This window comes from Mycolicibacterium aubagnense, from assembly GCF_010730955.1.
Lineage (GTDB): Bacteria > Actinomycetota > Actinomycetes > Mycobacteriales > Mycobacteriaceae > Mycobacterium > Mycobacterium aubagnense.
In genome coordinates this window covers 5,277,610-5,300,629 of sequence record NZ_AP022577.1, presented here as the reverse complement: position 1 = coordinate 5,300,629, position 23,020 = coordinate 5,277,610, and the positions used below count along the sequence as shown (strand labels likewise).

The window sequence follows — 23,020 nt, the reverse complement described above, 5'->3', positions numbered from 1 at the left end:
TATCTTGCGGCGGCACTCAACTTTTCGCGAATCAGCATTTCGCGCCGGCGGCGGGCATGGTCCCGTTGATCAGATAACTGCCGGCGTGGTCGTCGACGCAGCTGTTGCCCTGGAACACCACGGTGTGCTGGGTGCCGTCGAACGTCAGCAGATTGCCACCGAGTTCCTTGGCCAGGTCCACACCCGCCTGGTACGGCGTGGCCGGGTCGTGGACCGTCGACACCACCAGGGGCGGCGCCAGACCCTTGACCGAAATCTCGTGCGGCTTGGACGTCGGCGGCACCGGCCAGAACGCGCAGGTGCCCAGCGGGGCGTCGCCGGTGAACTGGCCGTAGCTCATGAAGGGCGCCACCTCGCGGGTGCGCTTGTCCTCGGCGATGACCTTGACGCGGTCGGTGATCGGCGGCTCGTCGACGCAGTTGACCGCCACGCGGGCGTCGGTCGAGTTGTCGTAGTGGCCGTCAGCGTCCCGGCCCATGTAGGCGTCGGCGAGCCGCAGCATGATGTCGCCGTGGCCGCCCTTCAGCTCGGTGAGCCCCGCGGTGAGGTCTTTCCACATGGCCGGCGAGTACAGCGGCAGGATGGTGCCGACCAATGCGTCGCTGTAGCTCAGGCCACGCGGATCCTTTGTCGGAGCCGGCTTTTGGACCAACGGGTCGACCAGACTGTGGTAGACGTCATTGACCTTCGTCGGGTCCGTGCCCAGCGGGCACTCCGGGCTGTTCGCGCAGTCGGCGGCGTAGTTGTTGAACGCGGTCTGGAAGGCGGCGGCCTGGTTGATGTCGGCCTCGATCGGATCGGCGTTGGGGTCGACGGCGCCGTCGAGGATCATCGAGCGCACCTTGTCCGGGAAGTCCTCGGCGTACTGGGCGCCGATGCGGGTGCCGTACGAGTAACCCAGGTAGGTCAGCTTGTCGTCGCCGAGCGCGGCCCGGATGGCATCCAGATCCTTGGCGACATTGGCGGTTCCGACGTTCTCCAGGAACTCCTTGCCCATCTTGTCGACGCAGCGCTGCACGAACGCCTTGGTCTCGGATTCGATGTGTGCCACACCGGCCGGCGAGTAGTCGACCTGCGGATCGGCGCGCTGCCGGTCGTTGTCGGCGTCGGAGTTGCACCACACCGCGGGTTTGGAGGACCCGACGCCGCGGGGGTCGAAGCCGACGAGGTCGAAGCGCTGCCGCACCGAGTCCGGAATGTTGTTGAGCAACGACACCGCGGCGCTGACGCCCGACTCCCCCGGCCCGCCCGGGTTGATCACGAGGGAGCCGATCTTGTCGCCGGTCGCCTTGATCCGCAGCAGCGCCAGCTGTGCGACGTCACCGTCGGGCTTGCTGTAGTCGACGGGCACCGACAGCATCGCGCACTCGGCCCCCTTGGGGATGCGCGACTGCGAGTCCGGTGACGTGGTCTGGCACGGCGACCACTGCAGGGGCGCACCCGGCTTCGGCATCGCGCGGGTCGCGCGTCCGTCGATCACCTGGCTGCAACCCGTCGCATCCACCAAGACCATGGCCAGTACCGATGCGAGGGCGAGGCTCCCCCGTCTGAGGTTCATGGTCGACCATGCTGCCATGAGCGCTGGTCTGACCTGATGAGGGCGTTGCCGCGCGCCATCAGACGGTGGCTGCGGCAACCAGCTCATCCAGCGCGGTGGCGAACTCGTCAGCCATGTCCCACAGGTCCGGAATCAGCTCCGGGCAAGAGATCAGGCCGACGTCCAACGTGCCGTTCAGGGACATCACCGTGATGTTCAATCCGGAGCCGTGGAACAGCGGGCCCAGCGGGTACATCGCCTTGACCTCGGCGCCGAGCATGTACAGCGGCTCCTGCGGACCGGGCACGTTGGAGACGACGAGGTTGTGCACGGGCTTGGCCTCGGCCAGGCCGGTCGCCGCGAACACCCGCATCGCGGTCCCGAACACCGACGGCGCGGCGAACTGCGACCAGTCCTGCAGCAGCGTCGCGCTGATCGCCGAACTGTGTTGTTTGGCAACGGTGCTCGAGTCGGCGATGGCACGAAGCCGCTCGGCCGGGTCCTCGATGGTGGTCTCCAGCTTGGCGAACATGCCGGACACCTGGTTGCGGCCGGGCCGGTCGGATTTGCCATGCACCGAGACCGGGCACATGGCCACGAGGGTGGTCTCCGGCAGCGCGTCACGCTCTAGCAGGTAGCGCCGCAGCGCGCCCGACACCAACGCGAGCACCACGTCGTTGACCTTCACATGGAAGTGGTTCTTGACGGTCTTGATGTCCGCGAGGTCCAGCTGGGCGAACGCCACGTTGCGGTGCCCGGTGATGTTGACGTTGAACGCGGTCTTCGGCGCGGCGAACGGCGCCGCCATGGTCAGTCCCTTGGCTGCGCGGCGGACGGTGTCGATGACGGTGGTCGCCGTCGAGGGCAGCACGCCCGCCAGCTTGAGCGGGCGGGTGAAGTACTTGACCGCGCCGCCCACCGCGATCTCGAGTTCCGAGGCGGTGCCGCTGCCCGCGACGGGCTCGGGCGCCGGCGCGTCCGGTTCGAGAGTGCACAGCTGCGACATCAGGTTGGCGCCGGTGACACCGTCGATCCCCGCGTGATGCATCTTGGTCATCACGGCCAGCCGGCCGCCGTCGTGGGCGTCGGTGCCGGCGATGTTCTCGATCACCCACATCTCCCACAGCGGGCGGCTGCGGTCCAGCTGCAGCGCCGCGATGTGCCCGCAGATCTCGGACAGCTCGACGCGGCCACCCGGGGATGGCAGCCCGATGCGGTGCAGGTGCCGGTCGATGTCGAAATCCGCGTCCTCCACCCACACCGGGTGGTCGAGGTTCAGCGGCGAGTCCGCCAGCTTTTCCCGGAACTCCGGCATGGCCGCGATGCGCTCGCTGAGCATCTGGCGCATCTTGTCGAAGGTGTAGCCGCCCGGAATGGTGGCGGCGTCCAGTTCCAGCACCGCGCACACGTGCAGGGGCTGCACCGCGGTCTCGAGGTAGAGGAAGCTGGCGTCGAGTCCGCTGAGCCGCTGGTATCCGGGCATGAGCGTGATGGTAGGCGGCGGTCCTGAACCAATGTGAGGCATTCCACTTCATGTGTCGTTCACCTTGAGTGCCCGGTGGTGGCAGACTTGACCCGTCAAACGTCCCGGGGACCCGATCTGGGCCTCGAGGTTCGTACCGACCAACTCATTTGAGGACGACGATGTCTGATCAGGTTTACGGCGCTGCCCCGGAGTCTGTCTGTAAGACCCCTCGCACCAAGATCCGTACCCACCACCTCGCGAAATGGAAGGCCGAAGGCCACAAGTGGGCGATGCTCACGGCCTACGACTACTCCTCGGCCCGCATTTTCGACGACGCCGAGATTCCTGTTCTGCTGGTCGGCGACTCCGCGGCCAACGTCGTCTACGGCTACGACACCACCCTGCCCATCACCATCGATGAGCTGATCCCGCTGGCCCGCGCGGTCGTCAAGGGTGCCCCGCACGCACTGGTGGTCGCCGACCTGCCGTTCGGCAGCTACGAAGAAGGGCCTCGGCAAGCTCTTGCCACGGCGACCCGCTTCATGAAAGAAACCGGCGCGCACGCGGTCAAGCTGGAGGGCGGCGAGCGGATGGTCGAGCAGATCGCCGCACTGACCCAGGCCGGCATCCCCGTCGTGGCCCACATCGGCTTCACCCCGCAGAGCGTCAACGGGCTCGGCGGCTTCCGGGTTCAGGGCCGTGGTGACGCGGGCGACCAGACCATCCACGACGCCATCGCCGTGGCCGAGGCCGGCGCCATCGCCGTGGTGCTCGAGATGGTGCCCGCCGAGCTGGCCACCCAGATCACCGGCAAGCTGACCATCCCCACCGTCGGCATCGGTGCCGGCGCCAACTGCGACGCGCAGGTGCTGGTGTGGCAGGACATGGCGGGCATGACGGCCGGAAAGACCGCCAAGTTCGTCAAGCGCTTCGGCGACGTCGGGGCCGAATTGGGCCGCGCCGCACGGCAATACGCCGCCGAGGTGGCGTCCAGCGTATTCCCCGCCGAGGAACACTCCTACTGAGCACCACTGTGAGGGCGGTGCGGGCAATCGCGCGAAATTGCCTGCACAGCCCTCACCCTGGTCAGGAAAATTCCGGCTTGCGCTTGCCGACGAAGGCGCCGACGCCCTCTTTGCCGTCGGCCGACGACGCACACTTGGCGATCAGCCGCCCTTCGCGCTCCAACTGGGTCTCGTAGTCGGCGCCGTAGGTGGTCAGCAGCAGCTGCTTGACCGCGGCGTTCGAACCACCGGCCTGCGTGGCGACCTCGGCGGCCAGGGCGTCCAGCGCGCCGGGCAGCTCGGCGTCGGGCACAACGCGGGTGACCAGGCCCCAGTCGGCGGCCTCCGCGGCTTTGAGCACACGGTTGGTGATCATCAGCTCCTGGGTGCGGCGCAGGCCGATCAGCCGCGGCAGCACGTAGGACGATCCGCCGTCGGGGCTCAGGCCGGCCTTGGTGTACGCCATGGTGAACGACGCGGACTCCGCGGCCAGCACCAGATCGCCGGAGACGCCGAGCGGGAAGCCCGCCCCGGCCGCGACGCCGTTGATGGCGGTGATCAGGACCGCGTCCATGCGGGCGAACGTGGACATGGCGCGGTGCAGGTCGTCGGCGATGCCCTTGACGAACGCACCCGGATCATCGGCGGCAGCCATCGCTTTGAGGTCGCCGCCGGCGCAGAAGAAGCGGCCGGCGCCGGTCAGGGTGACGACCTTCACTCCCGGGGAGTCGCACAGCGCCGCGGCCCCCGCCAGGTCGCGGGTCAGGGCGTCGTTCATGCCGTTGGCCGCCTCGGGCCGGTCGAGCACGATATTCACGACGGCACCGGACTGGGCGAACTTCAGCGTCTCGAATTCGGTCACGCCTCAAGACGTTATCGGCAGCGGATGCCGCGCCGCGATGTGGCACGCTAATGGCAGCGTTGGTACTGCCCGTCCCGGGTCGCAAATGAAGGTGAACATGGCCGCTGGCAAGCGTAAACCGTCCCGCTACACCGAGATTGAACGCAAGTTCGCGGTGGTCGACAGCACGGTGTCCCCGTCGTTCGACGGATTGTCCGCCGTCGGCCGGGTCGAGCAACTGCCGGTCGCCCACCTGGACGCGGTGTACTTCGACACCCCGGACCATGACCTGGCGGCACACAAGATCACCCTGCGTCGGCGCACTGGCGGCACGGACGCGGGCTGGCACCTGAAGCTGCCCGCCGGCGCCGATGCCCGCACCGAGATCCGGCTGCCGCTCACCGGTTCCCGCGACAGCGTGCCCGACGAGTTGCGCGACATCGTGCTGGCCATCGTCCGGGACCTGCCGCTGCAGCCCGTCGCGCGGATCGAGACAGCGCGCACGGTGTCCATGCTGTACGCACCGGACGACTCCGAACTCGCCGAGTTCTGCGACGACCGCGTGACCGCCACCGCCGGCGAATCGCTGCAGAGCTGGCGCGAGTGGGAGCTCGAATTGGTGGGCAACGTCGATGGGGGTGCCGATGTGCTGGACCGGCTGGCCAATCGGCTGTTCGACGCCGGCGCCGAACCGGCCGGACACGGCTCCAAGCTGGCCAAGGTGCTGGCGGCCGCCCGCCCCGTGGTGGCCGCCGCAGAATCCGAACCGGTGCCGGTGGACAAGGTGCACCGCGCCATAGCGGCGCACATCTCCGAATTGATCGAGTGGGACCGTGCGGTACGCGCCGACACCTTCGACTCGGTGCATCAGATGCGGGTCACCATCCGCAAGATCCGCAGCCTGCTGCAGGAGACCGGCAATCTCGGCGACCGCGAGTGGGTGCTCGACGAGCTGAAGCTGCTGGCCGGCGTACTGGGCACGGCACGGGACGCCGAGGTGCTCGCGCAGCGGTACGAGGACACGTTGAACGGGCTTGCGCCGGAGCTGGTTCGCGGGCAGGTGCGCGAGCGCCTGGTCGACGGTTCGAAGCGGCGCTACCAGTCCGGGCTGCGCCGGTCGCTCGCGGCCATGCGGTCCGAGCGCTACTTCCGGCTGCTCGATGCGCTCGAGGCCATCGTCGTCGACAACACCCAGCCGCCCGCCGCCGAGGACGAGGCGAAGCCGGTGACGGTCACGGGCGCCTACCGCCGCGTCCGGAAATCGGTGCGCCGGGCCGAGGCCGCGGAGACTGCCGGCGCCGAGGACAGCGAAGAGGCACTGCACCGAATCCGTAAGGGCGCCAAGCGTCTTCGATACACCGCCGCCGCCACGGGCGAGCCGAAGGTGGCCGACTGCGCCAAGGACATCCAGACGCTGCTGGGCGATCACCAGGACAGCTACGTCAGCCGCGCACACCTGCTGCAGCAGGCCGAGGCCGCGCACGCTGCGGGCGAGGACACCTTCACCTACGGCGTCCTGCACCAGCACGAGGCCGAGGTGGCCGAGTACGCCCGCATGCAGCTGGACGCTTCGCTCCATGCGCTGGCACGGGCGATGAGAAAAGTGAAGAAGTAGCGGGGCGGACGAGCTGGCCTGTAAGCCGGATTCTGTTCCCCGCCACCATCACTGGCAGCAGGGCGGCGACCATCCATCTGGGCACACCGTCACCGGGTACCTCAAGCGGCCTACCCGCAGGCTCGGGCGAGCAGCCCTCGGGCACCTGCGCAGCCGCAACCAGGTTGCGGCCTTCTTGGCCTTGCTTCGGGTGGGGTTTACCTAGCCACTCCGGTCACCCGGAATGCTGGTGCGCTCTTACCGCACCGTTTCACCCTTACCGTCTCGCGACGGCGGTCTGCTTTCTGTGGCACTGTCCCGCGAGTCACCTCGGATTGCCGTTAGCAATCACCCTGCTCTGTGAAGTCCGGACTTTCCTCGAAACCTCTCGGTCCCGCGGCCGCCCGGCCAACTCGTCCGCGCCGACCACCATATCAGCTGGTCAGAGCGCCGCGACCAGCGAGTCCAGCACGACGACCGCGCCGTAGGCCAGCAACGCCTGGTTCAGCCATCGCGGCCCGTCGCGGCGCGTGCGCGCGACGGCCAAGCCGATGCCGAGTACCACGATCACCGGCACCGTGATTGCCCAGGCCGACCACACCTGCCGCGGGCCGTACACCAGCAACGCGGCGGCCGGGCCCAGCGACCAGTCGCCGGAGGTGGCCAACGAGTTGCCCATGGCATCGGTCACGAAATCGAGTGCCTGGCGGCCGCCCAGCAGGAGGCACAGACACGCGGTCACCAGAAGCATCGACTCTGCAGCCAGGCGGATGTCGAGCCGGCACTTCACCACCTGGTGACCTCCGATCAGTGCGTGCGGCGCAGGACAATCAGATTGTCCCGCAAAATGGCGGATTCGCCAGTAGGTCCGATTGCCTCGCGTTCCAGGGTACCGACGTGCTGCGACTGCCAGCCTTCTTCCGGTAGATCGAGCTCGGCGACAACCTCGTCCGCGGACTGAAAGCGGTGGTCATGGACGTGTTGGGCGGCCCAGGGCGGTGCTTCACCGTGGTCGACGATCAGCAACGTGCCGCCCGGCGCGACGGCCGCCGACGCCTGCCTCAGTATTTGCCGGCGCTCCAGATGAACCGTCGAATGCAAGAACTGCGCCGACACCAGATCGAAGCTTCCCGCCGGGAAACTCTGGGACAGGTCGTGGTGCTGGAAGTCGATCCGCTCCGCCACTCCCCTGGCCGCTGCCGCACTGCCGGCCCGATCCAGGGCATTGGTGGCGATGTCGACCGCGACCACCTGCCAGCCCTGGGTGGCCAGCCAGATCGCGTCGGCCCCCTCGCCGCAACCCAGATCCAGCGCGCGTCCCGGCGTCAGTTCGCCGGCAACCGTCGCGAGATGGGCGTTGACCCGCCCGCTCCACATCTGGGGCTTCTCGGCGTAACGGCTTTCCCAGTGTTCCTGCGGTGTCTCAGTCGTGGACATGTCAATTCTCCTGCTGATCGAAGTTGGGCCAGGGCATGACGGGCAAGCCGAATTGGTCGTGCACCAGACTCTGCACGATGGCCGCGGCGGCCCCGGAACCACTGGCAATCGCTGCGGCGACCTGGGGCATCTGAGCGCAGACGTCGCCGGCGGCGAAGACGCCGGGCACCGAGGTCCGGTTGATCTGGTCGACCACGACAGCGTCGATGACGGCCGGCCCGGGCGGAGCGGTGCGCACCCCCAGCTGGGCCACCAGGTCGGTTCGCTGCCGCAACGCGCTGGCCACCAGAACGCCCTCCCGCTTGAGTTCGTCGCCGTCCGCGAACACCGCGGCGGCCAATTCGTCGTTGCGCGAAGCGAATTCGACCACCTTGCGCTCGTCCACGCGCACCCCGGCGTCGGCCAGGGCGCGGTTCTGGTCGTCGTTCAGGCTCGACGGCCCGTTGGTCAAGACGACGATGTCGTCGGTCCAGGCCCGAAGCAGCAGCGCCATGTGCGCGGCGCGGTCCCCGTCGGCAAGGACCGCCAGCGCCCGATCGCGGGCTTCCCAGCCATGGCAGAACGGGCAGTGAAACGCCGACCGGCCCCAGTGGTCGTGCAGTCCCGGGATGTCGGGGTACTCGTACTCCATACCGCCGGCCAGCAGTAGTCGCTTGGCACGGTGCACACTCCCGTCGGCGAGTTCAAGCCGGAACGTCGGGCCGTCCTGCGCCGTCGCACCGGTGACCTGACCCTCGATGAACTCCACCGACGGATACTTGGCCAGCTCCCGGCGCCCGTCGGCGTACAGGTCGGCAGGCGGACGTCCGTCGTGCCCCAGTAGTCCCCCGATGCCGTGAGCCGCGCGGTTGCTCTGCTCCCCGGCGTCGACAACCAGCGTTCGTCGTCGCGCACGACCCAGCACCAGTGCCGCACTCAGTCCCGCCGCCCCGCCACCGACGATGGCGCATTCCCATTCGTTTTGCATGACACCGACCTTGCCGTGCGGCGCGCAAAATGCCAAGCTGATTTGCCATGCAGGCAAACGCCGAGGACGACGACATCGAGTCGCGGGTCCGCCGCCGGCTGCGCGAGCTCCGCACGCAACGCGGTATGACTCTGGAAGATGTTGCGCGCGCGGCCGATATCGACATCTCGACGTTGAGCCGCCTGGAATCGGGCAAGCGCCGCTTCGCGCTCGACCACCTGCCCCGACTCGCCGCCGCGCTCTCGATCAGCACCGACGAACTGATGCGCGCCCCCGAGGCCGAGGACCCGCGGGTCCGCGGCGCGTCACACAGCCGCGACGGGATCACCTACTGGCCGTTGACCCGCGGCGGGCCGGCCGGCGGTCTGCACACGTTCAAGATCCGCGTGAGCACCCGGCGTCGAACGCCACCCGCAGAGCTTCCCGTGCACGACGGCCAGGAGTGGCTGTATGTGCTGTCAGGCAACCTCCGACTGCTGCTCGGCGATCGCGACTTCACCATCAAACCCGGTGAGGCCGTGGAGTTCTCGACATGGACACCGCACTGGTTCGGCACCGTCGACGGACCCGTGGAGGCGATCGCCATCTTCGGGCCGCACGGCGAACGCTTGCACATCCGCAACTGAGCCGAGCAACACGGCGATGGCAGTTCGTTGCGTTCGGCCGGGGTGCGGGCCTGCTGCTTCAGTTCCGCCGCCGAAGCAGCAGGCCCCCGAGGCGTTATCACTGTTGAGTTGTCAAGGTGCGCAAAAGATTCGAGGTTGCGGGTTACGCAGCCACGTGGTCCAGTCTCATCGTGCGGCGGTTGTAGGCCGGGATCGGTCGGCGGTGTGGGTCGACGGTCGCCGGTGGGATGAGCCACGGGTGTTTGTCCAGGCCCATGACGACGTCCCAGCCGTCGTGATGGATATTCGCGTGACACGCCGGGCACAACAGGCACCCGTTGCTCAGGCTGGTTTCACCGTCGTGGGTCCAGTGCACGATGTGGTGCGCATGCGTGCGCCCGGGCGGCGCACCACACTTGATGCAACATTGATCCCGCAGATAAAGCGCTTTGCGCAGATGCGCCGGGAACAACCGCTTCTCCCGCCCCATCTCCAGCGGCACCTGCTCGCCGTCCACGATCACCGTCGTCACCGTGGTGTCACAGCAGATCCGGTTCAGGGTCAGGGTGCTGATCGCCCCCATGAACTCGAGCTGCGCCAGACCCGGGGTGTCTGCAGGCACCGTCAGCAGCAACTGGGTGCGCGGCGCGGACGCGATATCGCCGCCGCGGGCCGCGATATCCAGCACCGCCTCCAGGGCATCGGCCCGGCGCCGCCCCACCGACCGCGCATCAGGGCTGCCGTCGGGTTCAGGGCGGGGTGCGGACAGCTCATCCATCGCGGCCACCAGCTTGGCGCCCACTTCGGCATCCAGATCCGCGCGCACCTGCAACCGACCGTCGCTGGTCACCCGGTGCTCGACAGTGTTGACCGACCGATCTTCAGCGGCCGGCAACCCACCTTCGGCGGCCGCGACTCGGTTGCCCAAACGCCGAGCTCGCGCCCCTATGTCCGCTGGGGTCGCGCCGGAGAAGAACTGGCCCAACAAGTCCGTCACCTGTGCGAACCGGTGCTCGTCATCGACAGGTCCCGGTGCGCGGGCCTGAATGTGGTTGATGCCCTTGACGATCGCGTCGACATGCTCACCGGAGATCGCCCCATCCGCGGCATGCGCGGCCAGGGTCGGCAACAACGGCAGCGCGGCACCGATACGCACCCACCGCTCGGCCACCGACGGCGCACACCCCAACACGATCAACAACTCCCGCGGCGTCCGCCCCTGCGAGGCCGCCACCCCACACCGACCCAGCACCCCCGCCACCACCGCCGCCAGATGATCAACCACATTGCGCAGCACGACAAGCACCCGCACCACCTCCAACGCGTCATCCCCAGCCAGGTCGTCGGGGACGACCACGCCGCTGAGGTGGTCAAGAAGTGGGTTGCGATCTAGCCTGGTTCCCATACTTCACTATATCGAACATATGTTCGAACAACAAGGTTCTACTGCTTCAAACTTTCTGGCAGGCGCCGATTGTGGATGAATCGTGCTCTGTGGATAAATCACGATCCCGGCCGGAAGGGGTAGCGCGATGGTGCGGTCACGACGAACGAAGATTCCCCGCTGAGGAGAAAACCCGCCAGATACTGGCGGTGCTCGCTGGCGAGATGACCGGCGCGGAAGCGGCCCGCCGCGCCGGGGGGACCACCACGTTGGTGACCAAGTGGAAGCAGCAGTTCCTCGAGGGGCCGGCGCACAGCGGTTGCAAGAAGTTCCCAGCGGCCCAGCCAGCGCCAAATGCACCCCGAGCAGCGTCGGCTGCTAATCGAAAACGAGCAACCGTTCGGATTCAGCCGAAGTCTCAGGACATCCCCGAACGTTGAGATGGGCACCGAGCGCGCGACAATGCGACGCACAGAACACTTTTCGCGCCGATTGCCGGTCGCTCGGGCAGTTTCGCAAAGTCGCGCGAGCGAGCGAGCCCCGAGTCAACTGTCACCGATGTCCGGATACATCCCACAACCCGGCCGCTAACATTCGCCAAAGCATCGAACAGTGGCCTGACGCACAGGAGACGGGGAGACCACATGAAGAGCAGGATCTTGCGTGCGACAGCAGCTGGGGCGGCCGTCGCACTTGCGCTCTCCGGATGCGGCGGCAGCACCAAGGACAGCGATGGCAACGTCACGCTCAAACTCGTCGTCGCCGACTATGGCACGGGGCCCCAGAACGCCAGCAAGAACTACTGGCAGGGCATCGTCGATGCATTCCATGCCAAGAACCCGAAGATCTCGGTGGACATCACCGCCATCAGCTGGAACGACTTCGACACCCAGGTCCAGACGATGGTGCAGAACCGCCAGTTCCCAGACATCACCGAAGGCGACTACTTCTCCAACTACGCGCAGGACGGTCTGCTCTACTCCGCCGACGAGGTCCTGAGCAATCCCGGCAATCTGCTGCCGGTGTTCGCCAAGCAGGGCACCTACAACGGCAAGCAGTACGGTCTGCCGTTCACCACCAGCGCACGCACGCTGTTCTACAACAAGAAGCTGTTCGCCGAGGCCGGCATCGCGGCGGCACCGGGCACGTGGGACGACGTCAAAGCCGACGCGACCAAGATCAAGGCGCTGGGCAAGATCGGATTCGGCTTGCCACTCGGGCCTGAGGAAGCGCAAGCCGAGGCGCTCCTCTGGTTCCTGGGCAACGGTGGCAATTACCAGGACGCCGACGGTAAGTGGGCGATCGACAGTGCGCAGAACGTCGAGGCGTTCGAGTTCGTCAAGGACCTTGCCGGCGCCGGCCTGACGGAGCCCAACCCGGGCACCAAGAACCGCACCGATCTGTGGAAGCAGTTCGCGCAGGGCGAGGTCGGGATGATCAACGGCTCACCAGCACTCATCCCGATCATCTCCGGCGGCGGCGAGCTCACCGACGCCGACTGGGCGTCGGTGCCGATCGCCGGTAGGTCCGGACCGCTGGCCAGCACCCTCGGCGTGTGTGACAACGTCGCCGCATTCAACGCCAACGGGCACCAGGCGCAGATCAAGGCGTTCCTCGACTTCGCCTATCAGGACGAATATCAGATCGCCTTCGGCAAGCTCTACCACCTGCTGCCGGCCACGACGAGCGCCGCCGATTCCCTGGCCGGAGACCCGGTGTTCGGCCCGTTCATGAGGGCGCTGCCCAATGCGGTGCAGTACCCGAACACCACCACGTGGGCCGAGGTCAAGTCCAATATCCAGCACGAGATCGGAACGGCAGTCACCGATGACCCGAAGACGGTTCTCACCGCGCTCCAGCAGTCGGCGGTCGAGGCCGGCTGAGTGAGGCGCACCCTGAGACGGCTCGCGCCGCTGGCGTGGATCGGGCCGGCATGCGCGCTGATCGGGCTGACGGTGCTCTGGCCCGTCGTTGTCATGGTCCAGACGTCGTTCCAAAAGGTCAGCCCGAGTGGCGTCGTCCTCGGTTCCGCCGGTGGCCGCAACTACCAAGCGCTCGCCGATGAAGCCGCTCTGAGCGGGGTCCTCCTTCGCACCGCGATCTGGGTCGTCGTGGTCGTCGCTGTGACGATCGCGGTGTCACTCGGTCTCGCCCAGCTGTTCAACGCCCAGTTCCCGGGCCGCAGGATCGCGCGGTGGGCACTCATCGCGCCCTGGGCCGCGTCGGTGATGATGACCGCCCTCATCTTTCGCTGGGCACTCGAATCTGGCAGCGGCGTCATCAACGTCTTCCTGCACGACCTCGGCCTCGTCGACCTCGGGTCGACCAGAGCCGATTGGCTGGGCCGGCCGATATCCGCCTTCGTCGCGATGATGCTGGTCGCCATTTTCGTCTCGCTCCCCTTCACGACGTACACCATCCTTGCGGGCCTGCAGACCATCCCGAACGACGTCTACCGGGCGGCCAGGGTCGATGGTGCCTCCCACTGGCGCACATACCTGTCGATCACCCTGCCGCTGCTGCGTCCGGCCATCATCGTCGCGACGCTGATCAACGTGATCAACGTCTTCAACTCGTTCCCGATCATCTGGGAGATGACGCGCGGCGGGCCCGGGTACGAGACCAGCACGACGACGACGTTCATGTTCATCCTGAAGTCCGCCCACATCGGTGAGTCCGCAGCGATGTCCGCGTTGAACTTCGCGCTGGTGGTCGTCATGGTTCTGGTCTTCCTGCGCGTCACGCGATGGAAGGACCAGATCCGGTGACCCGGCCGCCGGTTCGACGGCTCGCCGCGGCGCTCGCGGCCTACGCCATCGCCATGTTCCTCCTGCTGCCGTACGCCGAAATGGTCGTCACCGCACTACGACCGGCGGACGAACTCCTGTCGCCGGGCTACCTGCCCTCGCGCTTCGACTTCCACAATTTCACGACCATCTGGTCGACGGGCCTCGGTGGGAATCTCTCGGCAAGTCTGATCGTCGCAGGTGGAGCGACACTCGTCGTGCTCGCCGTCGCGCTGCCCGCCGCCTACTACACCGCGCGGCGGAAGTTCCGTGGCCGCTCACTGTTCCTGTTGCTGGTGCTCGCCACGCAGATGTTCCAGCCCGCGGCGATGCTCGTCGGCATCCAGCGCGAGTTCATCAAATTCGACTTCGCGACACCGCTGATCTCATTGATCCTCGTCAATGCCGGCTTCAACCTGGCGTTCGCCATCTGGATCCTCAACGCGTACTTCTCGACGATCCCCTTCGAGCTCGAACAGGCCGCAATGCTCGATGGCACAAGCCGTTTCGGCGCGTTCGTGCGCATCAGCCTCCGGTTGGCGATGCCCGGAATCGTCACCGCCGCGATCTTCACGTTCATCGCGGCCTGGAACGAGTTCATCGTCGCGCTGACGCTCACGCTGGGCGCGTCCTCGGACCGGCAGCCGCTGACGGTCGGAATCAACAACTACATCGGGGTGTACTCGATCGATTGGGGGCACCTGTTCGCCGGGTCGGTGATCGCCACGGTGCCCGTCATCGTGCTGTTCGCGGCGATCGAGGGCCGCGTGGTCAGCGGACTGACTGCGGGCTCGATCAAGTAGCCCAAGCTAATTCGCGGGGTACGCCGGCGGCGGGTGCACGCCGCGCAGGATCCACGGGAACCAGTTGAAGAAGTGCTCGATCTCGTCGCTGCCGTCGTAGTCGGGGCTCGGGTCGAAGCCGTTGTTGGTACCGCCCTCTTTGTCGTCGCGGTGCGGCGGTTCGGGCAGCTGACCGTAGACCGCGACGACGACGGTGCGGTCGAGGCTGTTCTCCGACCACACGCCCATCTGGTTGTTCGCGCAGTTGGCCATGATCTGTTTGATGACCGGGTCGTAGTACCACTGGTTGATCAGCTCGACGCCGCTGATCGCCAGCGCCGGGTTGGTGGCGACCGTCTGCGCCACCGGTCCGCCGCGGTAGCCCGCGTCCGCGGCCCGCGTCTGGGGCGTGGATCCGTCAGAACCGATGTCCCCGTCCAGGTCCCGGTTGGCCATCATGTCCTTGGCCTGCCGCTCGGCGGCCTGCTGCAGCTGCGGATTGACGGCGATGTCGTTGGTGCACCCGGCCTGGTGCTGCACGGTGTAGACGTTCGACACGACGGAGTCGTTGAGCCGCTTGTTGTTCGGAATGAGGGTGTTGCCATTGTCAGCGTGCGCGAGCGGCGCGCAGATGACGGCGCTGACGGGCACGGCGGCCAACACAGACAGCACCCGTGGCCGACATCTCATGTTGAACTCCTTTGCATCAGGGATGAACGCCCGGCGGCGACTGGTAGTGCGCTGCAGAGTTACGCAGTTGCCAGATCTGTACCGGGCACAGTTCGTTCACGGCCTGCGAAATGAGATATGACGCCTGATAGTCGTCGTCGGTGCGGAAATCGTTTCGTACGTCGCCCATTACGTCAGCGAACGGCCGACCGGCCGCCACCTTGTCGCAGATGGCGTAGCCATAGCCCAGCGCCACATCGGCGTTGGGAAAGTTGTAGCCGGGCCGCACGGTCACGCCGATCAGATACGCCGTCGCATCGGCACGGGCAACCGCCGGCGCGCATACCGCCGGTACACCCACCACGGCAGCGGCGAGGACCCCACAAGTCCACCGTCGGATCATGCTGCTCACATCGGATCGAATTGCGAGATGAGCCAACGCCCCTCGACCTTGTCGAGGGTCACTCGAACACTCGACGCGGTGCTGGTCGGGGCGCTGCCGCCGATGATCATCGTCTGGTCCACGAACAGCATCACCACCGCATGGTCCGGGGTCGCCTTGGTCCACGCGGCCGCGGGCACGGTGGCGACGGCGGAGATCTTCTTCTGCTTGGAACCCGGGATCACCACGTCGCGGGTCAGCGACGTGTAGGAGTTCAGGAAGTTGCCGGTCATGTACTTCTTGGCGGCTTCCAGATCCTTGTCGACGGTCTCGGGCTTGTAGGACAGCAGGGCGATGGTGCCGTCGGTGGCGGCCTTGGTGGATTCTTTTTTGGCCGTGTCGGACTGGCTCAGGGACACGTCTTTCCACTGCAGGTAACCGGCCGCTCCGCCCAGCGCCAGAACAAGCGCGGGCAGCAGGCCGTAAACGGCCATACTCGCCCACGCGACGCGGCGCCGCGGGTGGGCAGGCGCCGCGTCGGTGGTCTGTGCGGCGTCGATCTCGACCGCTTCGTCGAGCGCATCGACGGTGAGCTCATTCGCCGAAGCCGTTGCCTCGACTGATTTTTCCGCTACGGCATTGTCGCCGCGAGATTTGATCCATTTCACGGCACAAACTCCACGTTCGAAACCTTCATCACATCACCGACTTTCTGCACCGCGATGCGCATCCGCCACTCGCGCGGTTCCTGCGCCGGCGCACCGACATTCGAGGTTTTGACGGCCACCGCGACCAGTACCTGAGCCGAGTCGCCCGACTCCGATTCCAGCCCGGCCTCGGTTATCGAGCCCGTGGACGTCGACTTCGCTTCCTTCACGACCTTGATGAAAGGTGCTGAGCGCTTGGCGAAGTCGTCGTAGAACTCCCCCGTGGCGCTGTCGAGAATGCGCTGGACGTCGGCATCGGCGCGCTGCCAGTCGATGGTCGTCAGGTTCAGCGCGCCCTGCCGGGCGGCCTGAACGATCTGGCTCTGCCGCTCGTCGACCTGGGTTGCGCGGTGCGTGCGCACTGCCAACCACCCGACGAGGGCGCTCAGTGCGATCACCAGGATCAGCCCGATCGCCCCCGCCAGCCGGCGGACCGACTTCGGTGTCGCGGGCTCGTCGACAGGCGCATCCGCGCCGTCGGCGTCGGCGGCGGCGGTGGCCTCACCCACCTCATCGACATCGCCAATATCGGGGTCGAGGACGGCGACCCCGCCCTCGGTCAGCTCCCCGGCTGCGGCGTCATCATGCTCTGCCATGTCTTCTCCTTCGGAGCCGTGTTCGCCAAATCGGCTTGGGTATAGGTCTTTCCGTCTGGGCCTATGTAGGTCCCCGAAGCCGGGTCGTACTCGGCGACGGCGATCGGTGGGGGCTTAGGAGCGCCAGCCGGCGGGGGTGAACCCGGCCGCAGTTGCGGCACGTCCTGCCCGGTCCACGTGGCGTTCGGATCGCCCTTCCAGTTGTAGCCGTCGTTCAGCGGTACGTACGGCTCGTTGCTCTCACACTGCTTGACGGTGGCGGCGCGCTTGCCGGGCACCGTCTCGCACGGCAGGTTCTTCGCGCCACGGACGTTGAACATGCCGTCCTGCGGGGTCCGGCAATACAGATCGCCCGCCGGAAGTTCGGGATAGTCCTCCAGCGCGGGATTGCGCATCTGCTGTGCCGGCAGGTATCCGGTGGTGCATGGCGGCGGCAGGTTGATGTTCAGGTTGAAGCTCAGATACGCGCCCTTGTAGGCCTGTTTGGTATCGCGGTTCGCCAGCGTAACGCCCTGCGCCGCTTCGGTTGTCCGAGGTAGCAGCACCAGGAGCTGTTCAAGGTTCGGCTGGTAGGTGATCGCGACCTTGTTGATGGATACCAGATTCTGGAGCAGGACCGGCAATGTCGGCTGCAGCCGGCTGAACAACTGCCCCATCTCGCCGAACGCCGGGCCGCCCTTGTCGAGGACGGTGCCCAGCGCCTTGTCCTGGGCCTGGAGTTCGCCGGTCACCGTGGCGAGATTCGCCGCCCACGCCTGGATGGCGCCGGAGGTGTTGTTCTGCGAGTCCAGCACGGGCTTCGCCTGATCGATCAGACTCAGCAGCGGGTCGAGGTTCGCGCGCGCGTCGATGGCCAGCTGGCTGCCGCCCTTGACGATGTGCGACAGTTCCGGCCCCAAACCGCCGACGGCCGTGGCCGATTCGTCGATGACTGTCCTGAGGTTGTCCTTGGGCACCGCCTGCAGGCCCTTGGTCAGCGAGTCGATCACGGTGTTGATGTCCGGCGGCACCGAGGTGTGTGCCAGCGGGATCACGTCACCGTCTTTGAGCGGCCGAGAATTCGCGCTGCGCGGCGTCAGGGACACGAACTGCTCACCGATCGCCATCTGGCTGTGCACGTCGGCCTGCACATCGGAGGGAATGTCGGTGCCCGAGTTGAGGGACAACTCGGCCTGCACCCCGGTCGGCGTCAGACCGACGGACTGCACCCGGCCCACCACGGTGCCGCGGTAGGTGACGTTGCCGGTGGCGTAGATGCCGCCGGTATCGGGCAGCTCCATCTTCACCACGTAGCGCCCGATGCCGAACAACTTGGCCGGCAACTGCATATAGATCAGGCCCATCATCGTCACGGCGATAAGAGCGATGACGGCGAAGATCGCGAGCTGAATTCTCACGCGTTTGTCCAGATGCATTTACGGCCCCTGATCCCAGCGGTACGGAATGGTCAGCGGATTGCCCGGGTTGTTCGGCCCGCCCGCGGTGCACGGACTCGGGAACTGGCCGATGGTGCGGCCCCACTGCAACTCGAGCTCGGTCAGGTCGCACTCCCAGCGCGTGCCGGTGAAGAACGCCTGGTCGATGCGGCTGAGCGTGAGATCGACAATCGCGGTGAGGTTCGCGTAGTCACCGCGCTGCCACTTCTCGATGGTGTCGCTCGGGAAAGGCACGGTCGGGATGAAACTCAGTGCCCGCGTCATGGCCGGCCCGGCATTGGCGAGCTGCTCAAGGGTCGGCCCCAGGTCGCGTAATTCCTTGATCACGTTCTCTTTTGACCGGTCCACGGTGTCTGTCGCGAGCGCCGCGAACTTGCTCAGCTTGTCGGCGGCCGTGACCAGGTTCTCGCGCTCGCCATTGAGCACGGCCAGCGCTTGCGGGATACTGTCGACGGCGCGGTCGAGTACCGGCTGGCTCGCGGCGAGCTTGCCGACGACGGTGTTCAAACTCTCCGACGCCGCGATGATGTCGGGGGTCTGGTCCTTGACGTTCGCGGTGAACGTGTCGAGCTGCTTGATCAGGCTGCGCAGGTCTTCGGCGCGCCCGTGGAACGCCGTGCTGAAAGCTTCGGTGATGTCCTGGACATTGCCGATGCCACCGCCATTGAGCACCATCGACACCGCCGACAGCGTCTGCTCGAGCGACGGGAAACTGCCACTGCTCGCCAGCGGAATGACCGAACCCTGGTGCAATTTGCCTTGCGGCCGGCCATCTTTGGGTGGCCCGAGCTCGATGTGCAACGTGCCCAGCAAGCTCGTCAGGCCCAGCTTGATCGTCGAGTTCGCCGGCGCGTTCACATCGCCGTTGAGTCGCATGGTGACCAGCGCGTGCCACCCCTGCCGCTCGATCTTGGTGACCGTTCCGACAGTGACATCGGAGACCCGGACCCGCGAATTCTCTTGCAGGTTGGTGACATCCGGCATCTGCGCCTGGATTTCGAACGCCCCCGGTCCCCCGCCTTCGGTGCCGGGCAGCGGCAGGCTGTTGGCGCCGCGCCAATCCGAACAGCCCGCCGAGGCGAGCAACGCCAGGGTCGCCAGCATGCAGCCCCCGGCCGTACGCAGCCGGTTCATGACCCGCCTCCTGCCGGCGGCGTCATCATTCCGGCCAGCCCGGCATGGGCGTCAGTGGACACCGTCTGAGGAGCCGGTGCGTCAGCCGCACCAGCCTGTTGCGCCACCGGTGCCGCCGGCGCCGCCGGACGCGACGGTGGGACGTAGTCGGGCCGCATCCAATCCTCGCTGTAGGTAACCTCATTGGGCCGCGCTTGGGTACCCACCATCAGGTTCTCGCCCAGCGGCAGGAAGTTGTATTGCCGGTTCTTCACGATCGGCGCCAGGTACTGCGCGCACAACTTCGACGACTGGTCCGCCCCGAGGCGCGACGCCGCCTGGATCGCGCCGCAGATGAAGCTGACCGGGTTGGCGAAGTTGTTGGCCGCCAGGATGCCGGTCAAGGAACCGACCGCCGGCTCGTAGATGTTGTTCAAGTCGGCCAAAGCCGTTGGCGCCACGTGCAATACCTGCTTGATGTCATCGAGGCTGCCCACGATCGCTGTGCTCACCGACGCCAGCTTGTCCGACGCCGTCCCCACGGCCTCCTTGTTGTCCGCGACGAACGAGCGCAGGTCATCGGCGACGGAGCTCATGTCGTGCAGCGCCTGGCCGACCTTGTCCGGATCGTCAGCCACCAGTCCAGTCACCTCGGCCAGGTTGCCGTTCAGCCGCTCCAGCAGTCCGGTGCTGTCCTGCAGCGCGGATACCAGGATCGAGAGGTTCTTGAACGTCGAGAACAGGTCATTGCTGTGGTCCCCCAGGATCGACACGGCCTGCGACAAGCGGATCACCGACTCCCTGATACTGGCGCCCTGTCCGCGCAGATTGTCGGCCGCGGTGTTGATGAAACCGCCGAGCGTACTGACCCCACCGGGCTGGTCGGGCTTGAGCAGATCGGCCACGCGTTGTAGTTGGGTTCGGACCTGGTCCCACTCCACGGGCACCGCGGTCCGATCCAGCGGGATCACGGCGCCGCCACGCAGCGTCGGTCCGCCCCGGTACGGCGGGATCAGCTGAATTGCCCTGCCCGTCACCAACTGTGGCGACAGGATCACGGCCTTGGCGTCGGCCGGCACCTTGTACTTGTCGTCGATCCAGAAGGTGACCTTGACGCGCTCGGGTCCCGGTTCGATCTTCTCGACCTTGCCGACCGGCACCCCTTGGATCAGCACATCGTCGCCGCTGAACAGCTGATTGGTGTTCTGGAAGTAGCCCACCACCTCGTGGCGCGACGCCTGCTGGAACGCCTTCACCGCGAAGTAGCCGCCACCGACGACAAGGGCCACGGCCGCCGCGACGACAAGCAGACGTGTGAACAGCTTGCTCATGGCTGTCCTCCTGGCGTCGGTGCGGGTAGCTGGACGGGATCCGACACCTGCAGTGGCGGGGTCTTGGGCGGTTCCGGCATGGCGGTCTGTCCGGGCGCGAGCGCCGGTGGTCCGGGCGGCGGCCCACCGGGCGCCGGCGCGGGCTGCGTTTCCCGGGCGGGGTAACAGCCGGGGCCGGGCAACGGGATCCCCGGTGGGCCACAGGCGGTATCGCCGGGCTTGCCGGTGATGGCGTCCGGCAGGGTCAGCCGCGGCTCGCCGCCCTGGCCCGTCCGCGGGAACGGCACCGGAAGCGGCGGCGTGCCCGGCTGACCGGTCTGCGGATCCTGAAGCTGCGACGGCAGTTTCGCATTCGGATCCACGCCGAGGTCCGAGAAGGCGGCATCGACGAACGGCTGCACGAACTGCCCCGGCAGCAGGTTCACGATGTACGCCTTGAAGAACGGACCCGAGCCGACCGCGTCGCCCAGTGCCAGGGCGTACTGACTGAGGCCCTTGACGGCCTGCTGCAGCCGTTCCTTGCGGTTGTCGAGCATCGCCACGACACCGTTGAGCTTGTCCAGCGCGGGGCGCAGTTGCGAACGGTTCTCGGCTATCAGCCCTTTGAGTTGCAGTGAGACCGCCGACAAGCTGTTCCACAGCCGGCTCACCGCGGCGCTCTGCGTACGCAGTTGCACCAGAAGCGCATTGGTGTCCTTTACCAGGCTCACCACTTTGTCGCTGCGGTTGGCCAGCACCGTCGTCGCCTTCGACGCGTTGTCCAGCAGGCTGCGCAACTGCGCGTCACGATCACCCAGCGTCTTGGAGAACCGGGCGATGCCGTTCACCGCATCCCTCAGGTCCGGGGCGGTGTTGGCGAAAGCCTCCGACACAGTGGACAACGAGTCCGACAGCTGATGGGTGTCGAGTCCGCTGATCGCGTTGGTGACGTCGCCGAGCGCATCCGGCAGCTGATATGCCGATACGGTCCGCTCGAGCGGGATGGTGCCCTTCAGGTCGCTGTCGCCCTTGGGAACGACTTCCAGCATCTTGCTGCCCAGCAGGCCTTTGGTCTTGATCGCGGCCTCGGTGCGGTCCCCGAGGTGGACGTTGTCGTCGACGGTGAACTTGATCAGAACGCGGGGACCGTCGAGGTCGATGCTGGCGACGCGTCCCGCCGGAAAGCCCGAGATGTCCACGGGCGCACCGGTGTGCAGTCCACTGGCGTCTTCGAAGTATCCGGAGTACGTGCTCGTCCCGCTGACGAACGGAATCTTCTGGAACATGAGCGCCACGGTGGCGATCACCACCACAGCGCTGATGCCGATGGCGCCTAGGGCGAAGTGGCTTCGCTCGGCAAAGGGTTTCATCTCGGCGTGCACCGTCCTGAGGTCTGCCCGGCCACCTTGACGTAAACCGGTTGTCCCCCTTTACCGTTGAGCTTGAGCACCGCGTCGCAGAGGTAGAAACTGAAGAAGTCGCCGTAGATCCCCTGTCGGGACAGCGCTCGGTACTTGTCGGGCAGGGTGTTGAGGAAGTTGTCGAAGTAGTCGTGGTCGGCCAGGACCAGGCCCGCGGTCCGGTCCACCTCGTGGACGGTCTTGGCCAGCGGCGGCCGGGCCTCGGTCAGCAGACCGGCGATCGAGTTGGCGGCCGCGTCGGTGTAGGCCACCGCCTGTGAGATGTCCGTCTTGCGTTGGGCCAGACGGTCAACGAGCTCCGACAGGGAGACCACTGCCTTGTCGAGCTTGTCGCTCTTGCCGCCGAAAGTGCTGAGCACGGTGTTGAGGTTGGTGACGACCTCCCCGATCAGCTGATCGCGGTCGGCCAGGGTGTTGGTGACCACTGCCGCCTGTGCCAGGAACGACCCGATCGATGGTCCCTGCCCCTGCAAGGCCTGGATCAACTGCCCACTCAGATCGTTGATCTTGTCGGGGCTGAGCGCCGAGAACAACGGACGGAAACCGCCGATGACGGCGTCGAGGTCCAGCGCGGGCTCGGTCCGGTCGACGGGGATGGTGGCGCCCGGATTGAGCTTCTTGGTACCGCCGGCACCTTCCTCCAGCGCCAGAAAGCGATCGCCGACGACGTTGTCGTACCGGATCACCGCGCGGCTGCCCTCGGTCAGGACGACCGAGCTGTCCGCGGTGAATTCGACGGTCACCGTCGAATCGCGGTTGATCGACACGTTCTTGACCTGGCCGACCTCCACGCCCGCGATGCGAACGTGGCTGTCCTTCTTCATGTTCGAGACGTTGACGAAGCGGGCGAAGTAGGTGTGCCCCTCGTCGAACCGTAAGTCGGCGAACACCGCCCAAAGGGCGACCGTGCCGAGCAGACAGACCGACAGGAAGACGCCAAGGCGCAGCAGCGTGCCTCTGAAGTTATCCATGGCGTTCCTCCTG

22 protein-coding genes and 1 other RNA gene are annotated in these 23,020 nt (G+C 66.6%); 6 read left to right on the top strand and 17 right to left on the bottom strand.

Features of this window, described 5'->3' with window-relative positions; all coding sequences use genetic code 11:
- Window positions 1-31: 31 nt before the first annotated feature.
- Window positions 32-1,558, bottom strand: coding sequence for an alpha/beta hydrolase (locus G6N59_RS25360; RefSeq protein WP_138229656.1), 1,527 nt, complete (start codon window positions 1,556-1,558; stop codon window positions 32-34).
- 58 nt (window positions 1,559-1,616) lie between these two features.
- Window positions 1,617-3,020 (bottom strand): WS/DGAT/MGAT family O-acyltransferase, encoded by a 1,404-nt coding sequence (locus G6N59_RS25355; protein ID WP_138229655.1) that lies wholly within the window; start codon window positions 3,018-3,020, stop codon window positions 1,617-1,619.
- A 161-nt stretch (window positions 3,021-3,181) separates the two neighbouring features.
- Here G6N59_RS25355 and panB point away from each other — a divergent pair, with 161 nt between their 5' ends.
- Window positions 3,182-4,027: a 3-methyl-2-oxobutanoate hydroxymethyltransferase gene (gene panB / locus G6N59_RS25350; RefSeq protein ID WP_138229654.1), complete on the top strand. Its 846-nt coding sequence runs from the start codon at window positions 3,182-3,184 to the stop codon at window positions 4,025-4,027.
- 61 nt (window positions 4,028-4,088) lie between these two features.
- Here panB and G6N59_RS25345 read toward each other — a convergent pair whose 3' ends face one another.
- Window positions 4,089-4,868 carry an enoyl-CoA hydratase/isomerase family protein gene (locus tag G6N59_RS25345; RefSeq protein WP_138229653.1) on the bottom strand — a complete coding sequence of 260 codons (780 nt, stop codon included), beginning with the start codon at window positions 4,866-4,868 and terminating at the stop codon, window positions 4,089-4,091.
- A 97-nt stretch (window positions 4,869-4,965) separates the two neighbouring features.
- On the opposite strand from G6N59_RS25345, the gene G6N59_RS25340 reads away from it, so the two are divergent.
- Window positions 4,966-6,462, top strand: a complete 1,497-nt coding sequence (locus tag G6N59_RS25340; protein ID WP_170212372.1) for a CYTH and CHAD domain-containing protein — start codon at window positions 4,966-4,968, stop codon at window positions 6,460-6,462.
- A 5-nt stretch (window positions 6,463-6,467) separates the two neighbouring features.
- Here the strand turns inward: G6N59_RS25340 and rnpB are convergent.
- From rnpB to G6N59_RS25320, 4 genes are all read right to left on the bottom strand, one after another.
- Window positions 6,468-6,857, bottom strand: an RNA gene (gene rnpB / locus G6N59_RS25335) — RNase P RNA component class A.
- A gap of 26 nt (window positions 6,858-6,883) precedes the next feature.
- Window positions 6,884-7,234, bottom strand: a complete 351-nt coding sequence (locus G6N59_RS25330) for a hypothetical protein (RefSeq protein WP_138229651.1) — start codon at window positions 7,232-7,234, stop codon at window positions 6,884-6,886.
- Between the two features lie 14 nt (window positions 7,235-7,248).
- The gene (locus tag G6N59_RS25325; RefSeq protein ID WP_138229650.1) at window positions 7,249-7,878 is read right to left on the bottom strand and encodes a class I SAM-dependent methyltransferase; all 630 of its coding nucleotides are present in this window, start codon (window positions 7,876-7,878) and stop codon (window positions 7,249-7,251) included.
- A gap of 1 nt (window position 7,879) precedes the next feature.
- Complete coding sequence (locus tag G6N59_RS25320; protein WP_138229649.1) at window positions 7,880-8,845, bottom strand: NAD(P)/FAD-dependent oxidoreductase; 966 nt, start codon at window positions 8,843-8,845, stop codon at window positions 7,880-7,882.
- A 47-nt stretch (window positions 8,846-8,892) separates the two neighbouring features.
- Here G6N59_RS25320 and G6N59_RS25315 point away from each other — a divergent pair, with 47 nt between their 5' ends.
- Window positions 8,893-9,471 carry a helix-turn-helix domain-containing protein gene (locus tag G6N59_RS25315; protein ID WP_138229648.1) on the top strand — a complete coding sequence of 193 codons (579 nt, stop codon included), beginning with the start codon at window positions 8,893-8,895 and terminating at the stop codon, window positions 9,469-9,471.
- A 142-nt stretch (window positions 9,472-9,613) separates the two neighbouring features.
- Here G6N59_RS25315 and G6N59_RS25310 read toward each other — a convergent pair whose 3' ends face one another.
- Complete coding sequence (locus tag G6N59_RS25310; protein WP_138229647.1) at window positions 9,614-10,855, bottom strand: HNH endonuclease; 1,242 nt, start codon at window positions 10,853-10,855, stop codon at window positions 9,614-9,616.
- Window positions 10,856-11,478: 623 nt separating this feature from the next.
- Between G6N59_RS25310 and G6N59_RS25300 the strand changes: the two genes are divergently transcribed.
- Genes G6N59_RS25300 through G6N59_RS25290 form a run of 3 tightly spaced genes read left to right on the top strand, consistent with a single transcriptional unit; the run spans window position 11,479 to window position 14,423 of the window.
- Window positions 11,479-12,717, top strand: a complete 1,239-nt coding sequence (locus G6N59_RS25300; RefSeq protein ID WP_138229645.1) for an extracellular solute-binding protein — start codon at window positions 11,479-11,481, stop codon at window positions 12,715-12,717.
- Window positions 12,718-13,602: a carbohydrate ABC transporter permease gene (locus G6N59_RS25295; RefSeq protein ID WP_197907893.1), complete on the top strand. Its 885-nt coding sequence runs from the start codon at window positions 12,718-12,720 to the stop codon at window positions 13,600-13,602.
- Window positions 13,599-14,423, top strand: coding sequence for a carbohydrate ABC transporter permease (locus G6N59_RS25290; RefSeq protein WP_197907892.1), 825 nt, complete (start codon window positions 13,599-13,601; stop codon window positions 14,421-14,423). The genes G6N59_RS25295 and G6N59_RS25290 overlap by 4 nt, the downstream gene beginning before the upstream one ends.
- 6 nt (window positions 14,424-14,429) lie before the next feature.
- Here the strand turns inward: G6N59_RS25290 and G6N59_RS25285 are convergent, their stop codons facing one another.
- The 9 genes from G6N59_RS25285 to G6N59_RS25245 are packed head-to-tail and all read right to left on the bottom strand — an operon-like array spanning window position 14,430 to window position 23,007.
- Window positions 14,430-15,092, bottom strand: coding sequence for a CAP domain-containing protein (locus G6N59_RS25285; protein WP_179970234.1), 663 nt, complete (start codon window positions 15,090-15,092; stop codon window positions 14,430-14,432).
- 16 nt (window positions 15,093-15,108) lie between these two features.
- Window positions 15,109-15,474 carry a DUF732 domain-containing protein gene (locus G6N59_RS25280; RefSeq protein ID WP_138229643.1) on the bottom strand — a complete coding sequence of 122 codons (366 nt, stop codon included), beginning with the start codon at window positions 15,472-15,474 and terminating at the stop codon, window positions 15,109-15,111.
- Between the two features lie 5 nt (window positions 15,475-15,479).
- A complete protein-coding gene (locus G6N59_RS25275) occupies window positions 15,480-16,121 on the bottom strand; it encodes a hypothetical protein (protein WP_138229642.1) in 642 nt (213 codons plus the stop codon).
- Entirely contained in the window at window positions 16,118-16,756 is a 639-nt protein-coding gene (locus tag G6N59_RS25270; RefSeq protein WP_138229641.1) for an Rv1363c family protein, read from the bottom strand. Before G6N59_RS25270 ends, G6N59_RS25275 begins: the two co-directional genes overlap by 4 nt.
- Window positions 16,720-18,171, bottom strand: coding sequence for an MCE family protein (locus tag G6N59_RS25265; protein WP_138229640.1), 1,452 nt, complete (start codon window positions 18,169-18,171; stop codon window positions 16,720-16,722). The genes G6N59_RS25270 and G6N59_RS25265 overlap by 37 nt, the downstream gene beginning before the upstream one ends.
- The gene (locus tag G6N59_RS25260; RefSeq protein ID WP_138229639.1) at window positions 18,172-19,326 is read right to left on the bottom strand and encodes an MCE family protein; all 1,155 of its coding nucleotides are present in this window, start codon (window positions 19,324-19,326) and stop codon (window positions 18,172-18,174) included.
- Window positions 19,323-20,636 carry an MCE family protein gene (locus tag G6N59_RS25255; RefSeq protein WP_138229638.1) on the bottom strand — a complete coding sequence of 438 codons (1,314 nt, stop codon included), beginning with the start codon at window positions 20,634-20,636 and terminating at the stop codon, window positions 19,323-19,325. The genes G6N59_RS25260 and G6N59_RS25255 overlap by 4 nt, the downstream gene beginning before the upstream one ends.
- Window positions 20,633-21,985 (bottom strand): MCE family protein, encoded by a 1,353-nt coding sequence (locus G6N59_RS25250; RefSeq protein WP_138229637.1) that lies wholly within the window; start codon window positions 21,983-21,985, stop codon window positions 20,633-20,635. The genes G6N59_RS25255 and G6N59_RS25250 overlap by 4 nt, the downstream gene beginning before the upstream one ends.
- Entirely contained in the window at window positions 21,982-23,007 is a 1,026-nt protein-coding gene (locus G6N59_RS25245) for an MCE family protein (protein WP_138229636.1), read from the bottom strand. The genes G6N59_RS25250 and G6N59_RS25245 overlap by 4 nt, the downstream gene beginning before the upstream one ends.
- Window positions 23,008-23,020: the final 13 nt, after the last annotated feature.

Bases quoted from the DNA above. Each gene is read 5' to 3' on its own strand.
- G6N59_RS25360 (WP_138229656.1), bottom strand. From the start codon at position 1,558: ATGAACCTCAGACGGGGGAGCCTCGCCCTCGCATCGGTACTGGCCATG.
- G6N59_RS25355 (WP_138229655.1), bottom strand. From the start codon at position 3,020: ATGCCCGGATACCAGCGGCTCAGCGGACTCGACGCCAGCTTCCTCTAC.
- panB (WP_138229654.1), top strand. From the start codon at position 3,182: ATGTCTGATCAGGTTTACGGCGCTGCCCCGGAGTCTGTCTGTAAGACC.
- G6N59_RS25340 (WP_170212372.1), top strand. From the start codon at position 4,966: ATGGCCGCTGGCAAGCGTAAACCGTCCCGCTACACCGAGATTGAACGC.
- G6N59_RS25325 (WP_138229650.1), bottom strand. From the start codon at position 7,878: ATGTCCACGACTGAGACACCGCAGGAACACTGGGAAAGCCGTTACGCC.
- G6N59_RS25320 (WP_138229649.1), bottom strand. From the start codon at position 8,845: ATGCAAAACGAATGGGAATGCGCCATCGTCGGTGGCGGGGCGGCGGGA.
- G6N59_RS25315 (WP_138229648.1), top strand. From the start codon at position 8,893: ATGCAGGCAAACGCCGAGGACGACGACATCGAGTCGCGGGTCCGCCGC.
- G6N59_RS25310 (WP_138229647.1), bottom strand. From the start codon at position 10,855: ATGGGAACCAGGCTAGATCGCAACCCACTTCTTGACCACCTCAGCGGC.
- G6N59_RS25300 (WP_138229645.1), top strand. From the start codon at position 11,479: ATGAAGAGCAGGATCTTGCGTGCGACAGCAGCTGGGGCGGCCGTCGCA.
- G6N59_RS25285 (WP_179970234.1), bottom strand. From the start codon at position 15,092: ATGAGATGTCGGCCACGGGTGCTGTCTGTGTTGGCCGCCGTGCCCGTC.
- G6N59_RS25280 (WP_138229643.1), bottom strand. From the start codon at position 15,474: ATGATCCGACGGTGGACTTGTGGGGTCCTCGCCGCTGCCGTGGTGGGT.
- G6N59_RS25270 (WP_138229641.1), bottom strand. From the start codon at position 16,756: ATGGCAGAGCATGATGACGCCGCAGCCGGGGAGCTGACCGAGGGCGGG.
- G6N59_RS25265 (WP_138229640.1), bottom strand. From the start codon at position 18,171: ATGCATCTGGACAAACGCGTGAGAATTCAGCTCGCGATCTTCGCCGTC.
- G6N59_RS25260 (WP_138229639.1), bottom strand. From the start codon at position 19,326: ATGAACCGGCTGCGTACGGCCGGGGGCTGCATGCTGGCGACCCTGGCG.
- G6N59_RS25255 (WP_138229638.1), bottom strand. From the start codon at position 20,636: ATGAGCAAGCTGTTCACACGTCTGCTTGTCGTCGCGGCGGCCGTGGCC.
- G6N59_RS25250 (WP_138229637.1), bottom strand. From the start codon at position 21,985: ATGAAACCCTTTGCCGAGCGAAGCCACTTCGCCCTAGGCGCCATCGGC.
- G6N59_RS25245 (WP_138229636.1), bottom strand. From the start codon at position 23,007: ATGGATAACTTCAGAGGCACGCTGCTGCGCCTTGGCGTCTTCCTGTCG.